At 68.9% G+C, this 12,166-nt stretch carries 12 protein-coding genes; 3 read left to right on the top strand and 9 right to left on the bottom strand.

Going from position 1 to position 12,166, the window contains the following annotated elements; translation table 11 throughout:
* The first annotated feature begins 13 nt into the window (after positions 1-13).
* Positions 14-478 (top strand): hotdog fold thioesterase, encoded by a 465-nt coding sequence (locus tag ACIGJD_RS09605; RefSeq protein WP_483689321.1) that lies wholly within the window; start codon positions 14-16, stop codon positions 476-478.
* A gap of 24 nt (positions 479-502) precedes the next feature.
* On the opposite strand, the gene ACIGJD_RS09600 is transcribed toward ACIGJD_RS09605, so the two are convergent.
* From ACIGJD_RS09600 to ACIGJD_RS09570, 7 genes are all read right to left on the bottom strand, one after another.
* The gene (locus tag ACIGJD_RS09600) at positions 503-1,063 is read right to left on the bottom strand and encodes a dihydrofolate reductase family protein (protein ID WP_483689320.1); all 561 of its coding nucleotides are present in this window, start codon (positions 1,061-1,063) and stop codon (positions 503-505) included.
* A gap of 82 nt (positions 1,064-1,145) precedes the next feature.
* The gene (locus ACIGJD_RS09595) at positions 1,146-1,367 is read right to left on the bottom strand and encodes a hypothetical protein (RefSeq protein ID WP_483689319.1); all 222 of its coding nucleotides are present in this window, start codon (positions 1,365-1,367) and stop codon (positions 1,146-1,148) included.
* 2 nt (positions 1,368-1,369) lie between these two features.
* The gene (locus ACIGJD_RS09590; protein WP_483689318.1) at positions 1,370-2,623 is read right to left on the bottom strand and encodes an anion permease; all 1,254 of its coding nucleotides are present in this window, start codon (positions 2,621-2,623) and stop codon (positions 1,370-1,372) included.
* Between the two features lie 249 nt (positions 2,624-2,872).
* Positions 2,873-3,547, bottom strand: coding sequence for a hypothetical protein (locus ACIGJD_RS09585; RefSeq protein WP_483689317.1), 675 nt, complete (start codon positions 3,545-3,547; stop codon positions 2,873-2,875).
* Between the two features lie 91 nt (positions 3,548-3,638).
* A complete protein-coding gene (locus ACIGJD_RS09580) occupies positions 3,639-4,070 on the bottom strand; it encodes a VOC family protein (protein ID WP_483689316.1) in 432 nt (143 codons plus the stop codon).
* A 111-nt stretch (positions 4,071-4,181) separates the two neighbouring features.
* Positions 4,182-4,898, bottom strand: coding sequence for a response regulator (locus ACIGJD_RS09575; protein WP_483689315.1), 717 nt, complete (start codon positions 4,896-4,898; stop codon positions 4,182-4,184).
* On the bottom strand, positions 4,895-6,886 hold the full coding sequence (locus ACIGJD_RS09570; protein ID WP_483689314.1) for a DUF4118 domain-containing protein: 1,992 nt from the start codon (positions 6,884-6,886) through the stop codon (positions 4,895-4,897). Before ACIGJD_RS09570 ends, ACIGJD_RS09575 begins: the two co-directional genes overlap by 4 nt.
* Before the next feature lie 106 nt (positions 6,887-6,992).
* On the opposite strand from ACIGJD_RS09570, the gene ACIGJD_RS09565 reads away from it, so the two are divergent.
* Positions 6,993-7,613 carry an L-threonylcarbamoyladenylate synthase gene (locus ACIGJD_RS09565; protein ID WP_142133947.1) on the top strand — a complete coding sequence of 207 codons (621 nt, stop codon included), beginning with the start codon at positions 6,993-6,995 and terminating at the stop codon, positions 7,611-7,613.
* 117 nt (positions 7,614-7,730) lie between these two features.
* On the opposite strand, the gene ligD is transcribed toward ACIGJD_RS09565, so the two are convergent.
* Positions 7,731-8,753: a non-homologous end-joining DNA ligase gene (gene ligD / locus ACIGJD_RS09560; RefSeq protein WP_483689313.1), complete on the bottom strand. Its 1,023-nt coding sequence runs from the start codon at positions 8,751-8,753 to the stop codon at positions 7,731-7,733.
* A 68-nt stretch (positions 8,754-8,821) separates the two neighbouring features.
* On the opposite strand from ligD, the gene ACIGJD_RS09555 reads away from it, so the two are divergent.
* The gene (locus ACIGJD_RS09555; RefSeq protein WP_483689312.1) at positions 8,822-9,499 is read left to right on the top strand and encodes an alpha/beta hydrolase family protein; all 678 of its coding nucleotides are present in this window, start codon (positions 8,822-8,824) and stop codon (positions 9,497-9,499) included.
* Between the two features lie 17 nt (positions 9,500-9,516).
* On the opposite strand, the gene hrpB is transcribed toward ACIGJD_RS09555, so the two are convergent.
* Positions 9,517-12,153 (bottom strand): ATP-dependent helicase HrpB, encoded by a 2,637-nt coding sequence (hrpB, locus tag ACIGJD_RS09550; protein WP_483689311.1) that lies wholly within the window; start codon positions 12,151-12,153, stop codon positions 9,517-9,519.
* Between the last annotated feature and the right edge of the window lie 13 nt (positions 12,154-12,166).

Here is a 12,166-nt window from a genome sequence, read left to right as displayed (position 1 = left end):
CAGCCTAGTTGCCATGACAGACAATTTCACGCCGGGCGCATTCGCCGAAGAGCTGGCAGCTGCCGGAATTCCCGACCACATGCACGGCTGGCTGGGCAGGTTCGGCGTCGGCGCCCTGGTGGTGAAGATGGGGATCCATTTCCTGGAAATGAGCCCGGAACGCACTGTTGCCACCATGCCCGTGGAAGGCAACACCCAGGTGGCCGGGATCCTGCACGGCGGGGCCCACGTGGTGCTCGCGGAAACCCTGGGCTCCTTCGCAGCGGGCATGCATGCCGGTCTGGACCGCCACGCGGTGGGCATCGAAGTCAGCGCCACGCATCACCGGTCCATCGCCGGTGGCCTGGTGACCGGCACCTGCAGCGCCATCCATCTGGGGCGCACCCTGACCACGCACGAGGTGGTCATGACCGACGCCCAGGGACGCCGCCTTTCAACGGCCCGGATCACGAACATGCTCCGGGACAACGCCGGCTGAGCCAGGCCAGCCCCAGGGCTTGGCTCAGGCCTGCGGGCGGGATGCCGCGGGAAGCAGGTAGCGCAGCTCGACGATCCCCCTGCCCAAGGTGCGGGAAGCAGCCAACTCAAGTGCCGGCGTCGGGCCCTGCATCGGCAGCAGCCGCTTCCCTGCACCCAGGACCACTGGAATGACGGAGAGGATGATCTCATCCAGCAGTCCGGCGTCGGAAAACTGGGCCGCGAGGTTGCCGCCACCCACCACCCAAATGTTCCTGTCCCCGGCGTCGCGCCGGAAGTCCGCGATGAATTCCTGGACGTCCCCGCGGACAAAAGTGATGTCTGCCCCGTCCGGGGCACGGTATTCGTGGTGGGTGAACACGTAGGTGGGCGTGCCGGTGTAGGGCCACTTGCCCGGCTCGTGCGCCATCAACCACGCGAACGTTTCCCCGCCCATGACAATGCAGCCCACCCCGGACATGAAGTCGTTGTAGCTGTCCGCTCCGCCTTCGAAACCGTCGAACTGCAACAGCCAGCCCAGGTCGTCGGTGGTGGTGGCGATGAAGCCGTCAAGGGAGGCTGCAACAAAGTACTGGATGCGTGGCATGGGCCCAGCCTAGCGAGCCGTGGCAGACCCGCCAATCAGCAGGCCCAACCAACCGTCCAGCAGGGCTGCGTGAAGAGGGGCGCTACTTCGTGAAGTACGGGATGATCAGGTACAGCCCGAAGAGGACTGCCACGCCGCACAACCCGAAGCATACGTAGGCGACGGAGCGCTTGACGCCGGGAGACGCCTGCTGGGCGTCAGCGGCAATGGCCGTAAACCGGACCCCAAGCGAGTAGAGGGTCACCACAATGGCCGCGGACACGAGGGTGGCGCCGGCAACGGTCAGGAGTTCCAACCACTTCATCGTTAGGTCTCCTTGCGGTTGTTTGCTGTTGCTCTTGCTTCTGCCTTGGCCTTTGCGTCCGCCTTGGCTTTCGCCTTGGCTTCGGCCCGCGCCTTCTTCTTTGCAAAGCGGACGGCCTGGCCGGCTTCCTCCACCTCGACGGCGTTCTGGTGGCTCACGGAGGACTTGCGTGAGTAGAAGAACATGAACAGGACGGCCGCGCTGCCTGCCACGGCGGCGATGAGGACGCCCACGGCGCCGGTCTTCACCAGGAGGGCGGTCAGGGCGCCGACGACGCCCGCGGCCGGGAGGGTGAACAGCCATCCCAGCGCGATCTTGCCCACCATGTTCCAGCGGACCGTGGTCCCGCGGCGGCCCATTCCGGAACCGATCACTGACCCTGAGGCCACTTGCGTGGTGGAAAGGGCGAAGCCGAGGTGCGAGGATGCCAGGATCGCCGACGCGGTGCTGGTCTCGGCGGCGAAACCCTGGGCTGGCTTGACCTCCGTCAGGCCCGAACCCATGGTGCGGATGATGCGCCAGCCGCCGGCGTAGGTGCCGATGGCGATGGCCATGGCGCAAGCTGCGATCACCCAGAGCTGGGGGCCGGAGCCGGGGGCCTGGGTTCCGGCGGCGATCAGGACCAGGGTGATGATGCCCATGGTCTTCTGGGCGTCATTGGTGCCGTGGGCCAGGGCCACCAGGCTGGAGGTAAAGACCTGCCCGGTGCGGAAGCCGCCGCGCTTCTGGGTGAGCTTGGTGCCCGTCTCGGGGTCGTGGCGGGAAGTCAGCGCGTAGGCCAGGCGCGTGCAGACATAGGCGGCAAGGCCGGCAATGACCGGGGCGAAAACAGCCGGAAGGATGACCTTCTGGAGCAGGGTTTCAAGGTTGACGGAGCTGAATCCCGCCCCGACGACCGCTGCGCCGATAAGGCCGCCGAACAGCGCGTGGGACGAGCTGGACGGCAGGCCTTTGAGCCAGGTGATCATGTTCCACAGGACGGCTCCCATCAGCCCGGCGAAGATGATGTCCGGGGTGATCTGGACGCCGCCGGATCCCTCCCTGATGATGCCGCCGGAGATCGTCTTGGCGACCTCGGTGGAAAGGAATGCGCCCACGAGGTTCAGCACCGCTGCCAGGGCTACGGCTGTCTTGGGCTTGATGGCACCTGTCGCGATGGGCGTTGCCATGGCGTTGGCGGTGTCGTGGAAGCCGTTCGTGAAGTCGAAAAATAGTGCCAGTGCGATGACCAGCGCCACCATGAAGGTGATATCCACCTGTTGCCCAATCTGCAGAGACGACGTTCAGCAGTTTCACTTACCAGGCTGCCTTGCACAGCATAGTTCACCAGCTGTTTGCATGGAATGACTTGCGGCGCTGGCACAACCGGCGGGAAACCCTATCGATCGTACGCGTCCCGGGCATGAGGTCAAAACACGGGTTGGGGCCGGAAAGACCGGAGCCGCTCCAGTTCCGGAGGCGTTATTCCGCGCCGGCGATGAGGCGGGACGTGCACCCGGAGGGACTCAGCCCTGGTGGAACTGGGGCGGCCGCGGCCCGGCATCCAGCTCCGGCGCGATTTTCTCTTCGAGGGCCGCCACGGTGGCGTCGGGCAGGACGATGAGGCCGTCCAGCTCACGACGCGCCCGCTTGTACGCGGCCTGCCGTTCGGCTGGAGTGGCAGCGTCGTTCTCGGCGATCATCAGCAGTTTCCGTGCGGTGGCCAGCCGTTCGCGTTCCGGACCACTGAACTTGCTGTCCCTGACGCGCCGGGCCTCGCGCTCGGCCACGTCAAGCGCCACCGCGAAGTTGTTGACCGCCTGCCGGTACGCATCAAGGGCGGCCGCGGACCGAGGGTCTTCGGCGGAGGCGGGCCGTTGGCCGTCCGCTTCCCGCTTGGCGCGAAGGAAGGCAACGGTGAGGGGTTCGCGGACGTCGGTCATCATGGGGAAATCGATAAGCTTGCCCACGTCCAGCTCGTAGTCGAGCCACCGCCGGTTGGTGGCGTCATGGGTATCCATCAGCGCCTGCACCTCGGCCACGGACGCTTTTTCAGCCTCCAGCGCCTGGTTCCTGAGCCTGTACAGTTCAACCCGGCGCCGGTGCCGGCGCTCGCCTGCCTGCCGCCAGCCGCTGGCCCAGCGGCCGGCGAACGCCATCAGTGGAAACACCATCCACCATTTGTCGGACAAGAACTCCATGACGGGCCTCACCCCTTAATCCTCGCAGTCCGGGGGCGCGGCCTCAAGAAGCATGGCAGGATCGGGCAGCCGGCCGGAAAGCGCACCGAGGTCAGGGGGCCGGAGTTACCTGGGCGGCATTGACGTTGACCAGCCAGGAGACCCCGAACCGGTCGGTGCACATGCCAAAGACATCGCCCCACGGAGCCCTTTCCATGGGAACAGTAACTGTTCCTCCGTCGCCGCAGAGCTTCTGGTAGTAGCCGCGAAGCTCAACCTCGTCGTCTCCGCTGAGCGAAATGGATATGGAGGAGCCAGGGTGGTACTGCATGCTGTTGGGAGTATCGGCGCCCATGAGCACCAGGCCCTGGGTGGTGACCAGCATGGCGTGCATGATTTTCTGCGCTTCCGCGGGATCGTCGCTGGCCTGGAAGTCGCCAAAGGTGCTGAGCGACAGTTCGCCGCCGAACACGGACTGGTAGAAGTTCATCGCCTCGCGGGCGTTGTCGCGGAAGCTCAGGTAGGGGTTAAGGACTGTCGGCATGGCAGGGTCTCCTTCTCAGGGGCCGGAACCGCATCGGCCGGAACTGGGGCAGACAACATCCTGCCCCATCCGGTGCCCCGCGAAGGAATGCTTCCCTGGTGATACCTGGGTTCACGGTACGAAGCGGTAGCCCGCGCCGGCTTCGGTCAGCAGGTGGCGGGGGTTTCCGGGATCGTCCTCCAGCTTCCTTCTCAACTGGGCCATGTACACGCGGAGGTAGTTGGCTTCCTTGCCGTAGGACGGGCCCCAGACATCGGCCAGCAACTGCTGCTGCGAGATGAGCCGGGACGGGTTGCGGACAAGGATCTCCAGGATGTTCCACTCCGTGGGGGTAAGCCTCACCGGCTGCCCGGAACGCAGGACCTGCCTTGCCAGGAGATCAACGGTAAAGCCGGCAGAGCTGACCAAAGGGTGTGTTTCTGCCTGGGGCACCCTCCGCAGCAGGGCACGCAGCCGCGCCAGCAGCTCATCCAGGCCGAAGGGCTTGGTGATGTAGTCGTCGGCGCCGGCATCCAGGGCGCCCACCTTGTCCGGTGAGCCATGGCGGGCGGACAGGACCAGGACGGGCGCAGCGCTCCACCGGCGCAGGTTCCGCAGGACCTCAGTCCCGTCCATGTCGGGCAGGCCCAGATCCAGGACCAGCAGGTCCGGCGCCAGCCGGGAGGCCGCCGCGAGGGCGGAAGCGCCGTCCCCGGCCGTCTCCACGGCGTAGCCGTGCGCGGCAAGCGTGATCCGGAGTGCCTTCAACAGGTGCGGATCGTCGTCAATGACCAGCACCCTCGCCTTGGCCTGGCCACTGCCGGGAGTGCCGGCGTCGTTCGCCCTCATGGCCGCACCCCGGCGCCTGCGTGGGCAGCGTCGGTGCTGCCACCGGCGGGGACGCCTGCCGGTACGCCGGTTGAGAGAGGCAGGCGGATCACCATGGTCAGACCGCCGCCCGGGGTTTCCCTGGCGGTGAGCGTTCCCCGCATCGACTGGACGAAGCCCTGCGCCACCGAAAGTCCCAGCCCAATCCCCGTGGATGGGGAGGTGTCGTCGAGCCGCTGGAACGGACGGAACATCTCCACCACCTTCCGGGCCGGAACGCCGGGACCGTGGTCAATGATCTGCAACTCCCCGCAGGGATGGCCGTCCAGGACACTGCCGCCGGCACCGCCCGTCACCACCACAGCCGTCCCGGCGGCATACTTCAGCGCGTTCTCCAGGATGTTGGCCACCGCCCTCTCCAGCAGGCCGGGATCGGCATCCACCGGGGGCATATTGGCGGGCAATGCGACCCGCACCGCTCCTTGGGGCAGGCCCCGCAGCGCGGCCTCAACAGCCCCGGACCAGCGCACCGGGGCCAGCAGGGGTTCCACCGATTGCGCGGTGATCCGCGACATGTCCAGGAGGTTGGCCACCAGCAGGTCCAGCCGGTCCGTGCAGGCATCGATGGTCTCCAGCAGGTCATGCTGCTCCGCCGGGGTGTAGGAGACGCCGTTCTGCAGGAGCCCGCCGGCAGCCACCTTGATACCGGCCAGGGGCGTGCGGAGGTCGTGCGACACTGCCCGGAGGATGGCCGTGCGCATGGCGTTCCCCTCGGCGAGGCGCAGCATTTCGGTCCGGGTGGCTGCCAGCTGGCTGCGCTCGAGCTGGGCTTTGACGTGCACCGCGAACGCGGCCAGCAGCCTGCGCCCGGACGGCGGAACTTCCCGGCCCAGCAGCACCAGCGTGGTCTCCTCATCCACCTGCTCAACGGTGGTTCCAGGAGCCCCCGTGCCAAGGGGCCCGTCAAGCGCCCCTCCCAGCTGGCCCACTGCATTCCCGGCCGCGGCAAGAACCTGCCAGCCGCCCCGCCCCAGGTCCGCTCCGGCGTCGTGCTTCATCGCGGTCTCCACCGCATCACCGCTTCCTGCGGACCCGTCGCCTGCACCGGGCCGGGCCAGGACAGCGGCGCCCGTAACGCCGAAAACGCTCACCGCCTCCGCCAAAAGCACCGTCAGGTTGTCCTCGTCGCGGGATGCCGCAAGGGCCAGGTCGGCCAGGGTGGCGGCCTCAGCCCGCGCCGTGGCAGCCTCCTTTGACCGCCGGGCAGAGCGGTCCACCACCCCTGCCACCGCGACGGCCACGCCGGCGAACACGGCCAGCGACAGGATGTCCTGCGGATCGTGGATGGCAAGGTCCCGCAGCGGCGGCGTGGAAAAGTAATTGACCAGCACGCTGCTCCAGAATGCTCCCGCCACGGCCGGCCAGAGGCCCCCCACCAGGGCGATGGCCACCGCGCCTGCCAACTGGAGCAGTGCCGCCGTGGCCACACTGTGGTCAAAGACTCCCAGGAGCAGTTGCAGCCCGGCCGGAAGCGCGGCGGCGAGCGCAAACCCAATCATCACCCTGCGCCGCCCCAGTGCGGTCCGCTGCCCGGCGCCTCTGGACAGGGTCGGCCTGGACACCGCCGGCCGCGACACCACCTGGACATCGATGTCCCCGGCGCCGCGCACCACCTGGGCTTCAACGCTCCCGCCGGATAGCACTGCAAACCGGTGACGGCTCTGTCCCACCAGGATGTGCGTGGCATTGTGAGCGCGGGCGTACTCGAGCAGGGCTGCGGCGACGTCGCCGGATGAAAGTGCGTGATAGCTGCCGCCCATCCCGGCCACAAGCCGCCGCTGGGACTCCAGCGCGTGCGGCGATTCACCCTGCGCGCGGGACGGTGTCCGGACGTGGACTGCAAGGATGTCACCACCGCCTGCCCGCTCGAGGAGCTTGGCGGCGCGGTGCACCAGGAGGTCTCCGTCGCCGCTGCCGTTGAGGCCTATGACGATGCGTTCCCTAGCCATGACGCACATTCTCCCACCATTGGGTGCCGCGGATGCGTGCCGCCGCCGCGCCCGCCGCCGGCGGAGGATGGGTGCGCACCGGCCCGCGGGAACGTAGGCTCGGGGCATGGCCCGTTTCTTTGATGTCCACCCCCACGACCCCCAGCCCCGCGCCATTGCGCAGGCAGTGAAGATTATCCGCGACGGCGGCCTGATCGCCTACCCCACCGACTCCTGCTACGCCCTGGGCGCGCAGATGGGCAACCGGGAGGCCCTGGACCGGATCAGGAGCATCCGGCACCTGGACGACAAGCACCACTTCACGCTGGTCTGCCGGGACTTCGCCCAGCTGGGGCAGTTCGTGAACATCAGCAATGACGTGTTCCGCAGCATCAAGGCCGTCACGCCCGGCAGCTACACGTTCATCCTGCCTGCCACCAAGGAGGTCCCCAAGCGGCTGCTGCACCCAAAGAAGAAGACGGTGGGGGTGCGCATCCCGGACAACAGGGTGGTGCAGGCGCTGCTGGCCGAACTGGGCGAGCCGCTGCTCTCCAGCACGTTGCTGCTGCCCGATGAGGAGGAACCGCTGACCGTGGGCTGGGAGATCAAGGAGCGGCTGGACCACCAGGTGGATGCCGTGATTGATGCCGGGGACTGCGGCGCCGAGCCCACCACCGTGGTGGACTTCTCCAGCGGGGTGGCCGAGGTTGTCCGGCGCGGCATGGGAGATCCGTCCCGGTTCGAATAACCGGCCCGGGAGTGCCGCAGGGAACCGTCGACGGGCGCTTTGCCGGCGGCCGCCGTCGTGAAGTACGACGGCGGCCGCCGTGTTTGTGCGCAAGGGCCCCGTTACGTGGTGTGCGGCCTAGTCCTGCTTACGTGCCCGGCTGGGCTGGACCCGCGGCGGTTCGCCCGGCATCTTGGGGTAGTCCGGCGGGAACGGCATCTCGCCCAGGCCGGCCTTGCAGTCGCGGTCCCACCATTCCAGCAGGGTGTCGATGGTGCCGGGGCTGGCACTGAAGTCCGCCCAGGGATCCCCCACCGTCTTCAGCCGGCCGGGCACGGTGAGGATGGTGAAGTTCTTTGGATCGGCGCTCTCCAGTTCGTCCCAGGTGATGGGGCAGGACACCGGGGCGTGCGGAAGCGCCCGCGGGCTGTAGGCGCCGGCGATGGTGCGGTCGCGGTTGGCCTGGTTGAAGTCCAGGAACACGCGCCGGCCCCGCTCTTCCTTCCACCAGGCGGTGGTCACTTTGTCCGGGATGCGCCGCTCAACTTCCCGGGCAGCGGCGATGACCGCGTGCCGGACGTCCAGGAACTCGCGGGTCGGTTCAATGGGGGCGTAGACGTGGAGTCCGCGGTTGCCGGAGGTTTTGATGAAGCAGGTGAGCCCGGCCTCGGCCAGCACCTTCTTCAGCACCAGGGCGGCGGGGACGGCGTCGTCGAAGTCGGTGCCGGGCTGCGGGTCGAGGTCGATGCGCAGCTGGTCCGGGTTGTCCGTGTTTTCGGCGCGCGAAGGCCACGGGTGGAACACCACGGTGTTCATCTGGACGGCCCAGACTGCGGCCGCAGGCTCGTCCAACACCAGCTGGGGGTGGGACCGGGCACTGGGGTAGACGACTTTGACGGAGCGGATGAAGTCCGGCGTGCCCTTGGGCGGGTTCTTGGAGAAGAACATCTCGCCGTCGATGTTGCCCGAATACCGCTGGAGTGAGATGGGCCGGTCCCCGTTGGCGGCGATGAACGCCTCCCCCACATCGCAGATGTAGTTCACCAGATCCAGCTTGGTGAGGCCCAGGTCCGGCCAGAGGACCCGGCTGGGGCTGGAAATCCGCATCCCGCGCTCGCCGTTGGGACCTGGGACAGTGATGGTGGTCTGTTCACTCGCCATGGGGACAACGTACACCCCGCAACCGCCCGGGACCGGCACATCCGGCAGGCCTCCGGCATGATTGACCCATGCCAGCAACCGATCAGCAGTTCGCCCTTGCCGCAGGTGAAGCCCCCTTTTCCGCCGTCTATGCCCGGCCCGACAACCCAACCGCCACCGTCGTGGTGGCGCACGGGGCAGGCGCGGGCATGGAACACCCGTTCCTCCGCGGCTTCAGCGATGCCCTGAACACCCTGGGTCTGGCCACCTTGCGCTTCAACTTCCCCTACCGGGAGGCTGGGCGGAAGTTTCCCGACCGTGCTCCGTTGGCTATCGCCGCCTGGCGTGCCGCCATGGCTGCCGCCCGCGCCCAAAGCGACGCCCATGGTGACGGCGGCCCGCTGTGGGCGGCGGGCAAGTCGTTCGGGGGAAGGATGGCCTCCATGGCCGTTGCCGAAGGCATGGAAGCTGCAGGCCTGGTGTACTTGGGCTACCCGCTGCATGCTCCCGGCAAGCCGGAGAAACTCCGGGACGAACACCTGTACGGGCTGGCTCTGCCCATGCTGTTCCTGCAGGGCACACGGGACACCTTTGCCACACCGGACATCCTGGCCGACGTCGTGTCCCGGATCGGGCCCAATGCCGTCCTGCAGTGGGTGGAAGGCGGCGACCATTCGTTCGCGGTGGCAGGCAAGAAGCGCCCTGCCGACGAGGTGGGGGCATCCCTGGCCGCCCCCGTCGCCGACTTCATTGCCAGGCACTCCTGAGCGTCCCTGGCTTGCAGCTATCTAGGCTGTTTGGTTCGGGCGGTAGCGGGCGCCGACCAGGGGTCCTCCGGCCAGGGGTGCTTAGGGTAGCGGCCGCGCATTTCCGCCCGCACCTGGCTGTACGGTCCCGACCAGAATGAAGTGAGGTCATCGGTGACGGCGAGCGGCCGGCGGGCCGGCGACAGCAGGTGGAACAGCACAGGGACGCGGCCTCCCAGCAGCCTCGGGGACTCTGTCAGGCCAAAGCACTCCTGCAGTTTCACCGCCACCACGGGCGCAGCAGCGCCATCACCGGGCTCCGGGTAGTCAATCCGGATCCTGGAGCCGCTCGGCACCTCAAGGGCTTCCGGCGCAAGCTCGTCCAGCCGGGCGGCTTCGGGCCACGGCAGCAGGCGGCGCAGTGGCTGGGCCAGGTCAAGGGAACTGACCGGCTTGCCGGCAGCGAGCTCTTCCAGCTCCGGCCCCAGCCAGTCTTCCAGCCGCGCCAGCAGCGCAGCGTCCGAGGCATCCGGCCAAGGTTCTCCCAACCCCCGGTGCAGAAAGGCGAGCCGGCGCCGGAAGGCGGACGCCGCCGTCGACCATTCCAGCGCCGTGAGCCCCCGGGACTGCAGCGCCGCCGCCACGGCCTTCCTGCCCTGCTCGGCCGTCGGCCGGACGGGCGTGGCGGACAGCACGATGGCGCCCAGCCGCCTGGTCCTGCGTGCGCTCACCCGGCCGCCGGAGAATTCCGCATCCACGGTGTCGGCCAACAGCTGCGAAGCTGCCCATTCGGCCACCTGGGCCGGGAGCGGTGCAGCGGCGCGGATTACGGCGCCGGTGCCGGCAGTGTCCCGGCCTTCCGCCCGCGACACTTCCGCAACGGCCAGCCATTCCTGCCCCGACAGGCTGCTGCCAACGGGCAGGCCTGCCCGGGTGCCGGAGGTCAGCAAGTACTGCCCGGCACAACCGCTGCCGGGCACGCGCCGGGCCACCCGGTCCGGATAGGCGAGGGCGACGACGGCGCCCACAGCTTCCCCGCCGGTGGCAGGTATGGCGGGGCCCGCCACGGCAGCGGTCTTTTGCCGCCGGGCCAGCCCGGCCAGGCGTTTGGCCTCCTCTGCCCAGCGGCGACCGGCCGGGCCCGGGTCGGCACGGAGCTGGGACACGAGGCGGGGCAGGTCTGCGCCCGGGGCACGGTGGTCCCCGGAGAGCGCGGCCACCACCTCCGCGGCGAGCTGCGGGCCACGGGAGGCACCGCCGTCGAGCAATGCCCGGGCCAGCCGGGGATCGGCGGGTATGCCGGCAAGCGCGCGTCCGGCCTTCGTCACATGGCCGTCGTCGGACACGGCGCCCAGCTCGCGGAGCACCTCGATGGCGTCCTCCATCGCGAGCCGTGGCGGCGCGTCCGGCAGGGCGAGCCCCTTTCCGCCCGGCGCTCCCCAGCAGGCGAGGGTGAGGGCGGCGCCGGTCAGGTCTGCCACATTGATTTCCGGCGTCACGTGGGCGGGGGCCGCCCCGTACGCCTGCTGCGAGTAGCAGCGGACCACGGTTCCCGGCCCTTGCCGGGCGGCACGGCCGGCACGTTGGTCGGCGGATGCGCGGGAGCAGGAAACCGTCACCAGTCCGCTCATGCCCCGGCCCGAATCGCGCCGCGGTTCACGCGCCAGCCCGGAGTCGATGACCAGCCGGACGCCGGGCACCGTAAGGGAGGACTCAGCAAGATCGGTGGAGACGATGATGCGCGGCGGATCCCCGGGACCCCGCCCCGACACCGCCCTGTCCTGCTCCGCTGCGCCCACCTGGCCGTGGAGTTCGAGGACCTCCACGGTGCGGCCAGTCCGGGTACGGAGCAGTTCAGCGACGCGCGAGACTTCCCTGGCACCAGGAAGGAACACAAGGGCGTCAATTGACTGGCCAGCGGCAAGGGCGCGGGTGTGGGCGTCCGCCGCTGCCCCGGCCACATGGTCCAGGAAGGAACGGCTCACTCCCCTGGCGTCCAGCCGCGCGGCCGGCGCCGGGAGCCACTGGACCTCCAAGGGATGGTTCACGGATGGACAGTCGACGACGGGTGCCGGCCCGGCGCCGTCGGGATCCCCCAGCAGGGCGGCGAACCTTGGCGCGTCCAGCGTTGCGGACATGGCGACGACGGCCAGGTCGCCCCGCAGCGCCCGGACCTCCGCGAGCATGCCCACCAGGAGGTCCGTCTCCAGCCCGCGTTCGTGAACCTCGTCCAGGACGACGGCGGCGGTCCCGTCAAGCGCGGGATCGGCCAGCAGGCGGTGAAGCAGGATGCCCGGGGTGACAAATTCGACCCGGGTGCCGGGGCCCGCGTTGCGTTCCCCGCGGACGGTGTAGCCCACGCGGCTGTCCTTCCCGCAGGCGTCCGGTCCCCTTCCGTCCAGCACCGTGAGGCGGCGGGCAGCGGCCCGGGCGGCAACGCGCCTCGGCTGGGTGACGACGATGCGCCCGTGGCGGCCGTACAGATTCGCCAGCAGCGGCGGGACGAGCGTGGTCTTGCCTGTTCCGGGCGGCGCCTGAACTACGGCGGCGCCCGGCGAACCGGCGCTTTGCAATGCGCTTCGCAACGCGGGAAGGGAACCTTCGAAGGCGAGCCCGGCGCCGATGGCCGCAAGGTCGAAAACGTCGGCGGACGGGGAGCCCTCAGGTGGAGTCATCCGTCCATTCTGC

This window comes from Arthrobacter sp. E1SS-5 (genome assembly GCF_057073715.1).
The sequence above is the reverse complement of the archived record's forward strand: the minus strand, read 5'-3'. Positions and strand labels throughout refer to the sequence as shown.

Coding starts and splice junctions, on each gene's coding strand:
- ACIGJD_RS09555 (WP_483689312.1), top strand. CDS start 8,822: ATGCCAGCAACCGATCAGCAGTTCGCCCTTGCCGCAGGTGAAGCCCCC.
- ACIGJD_RS09580 (WP_483689316.1), bottom strand. CDS start 4,070: ATGCCGACAGTCCTTAACCCCTACCTGAGCTTCCGCGACAACGCCCGC.
- ACIGJD_RS09570 (WP_483689314.1), bottom strand. CDS start 6,886: ATGGCTAGGGAACGCATCGTCATAGGCCTCAACGGCAGCGGCGACGGA.
- hrpB (WP_483689311.1), bottom strand. CDS start 12,153: ATGACTCCACCTGAGGGCTCCCCGTCCGCCGACGTTTTCGACCTTGCG.
- ACIGJD_RS09585 (WP_483689317.1), bottom strand. CDS start 3,547: ATGGAGTTCTTGTCCGACAAATGGTGGATGGTGTTTCCACTGATGGCG.
- ACIGJD_RS09565 (WP_142133947.1), top strand. CDS start 6,993: ATGGCCCGTTTCTTTGATGTCCACCCCCACGACCCCCAGCCCCGCGCC.
- ACIGJD_RS09575 (WP_483689315.1), bottom strand. CDS start 4,898: ATGAGGGCGAACGACGCCGGCACTCCCGGCAGTGGCCAGGCCAAGGCG.
- ACIGJD_RS09600 (WP_483689320.1), bottom strand. CDS start 1,063: ATGCCACGCATCCAGTACTTTGTTGCAGCCTCCCTTGACGGCTTCATC.
- ACIGJD_RS09595 (WP_483689319.1), bottom strand. CDS start 1,367: ATGAAGTGGTTGGAACTCCTGACCGTTGCCGGCGCCACCCTCGTGTCC.
- ACIGJD_RS09605 (WP_483689321.1), top strand. CDS start 14: ATGACAGACAATTTCACGCCGGGCGCATTCGCCGAAGAGCTGGCAGCT.
- ligD (WP_483689313.1), bottom strand. CDS start 8,753: ATGGCGAGTGAACAGACCACCATCACTGTCCCAGGTCCCAACGGCGAG.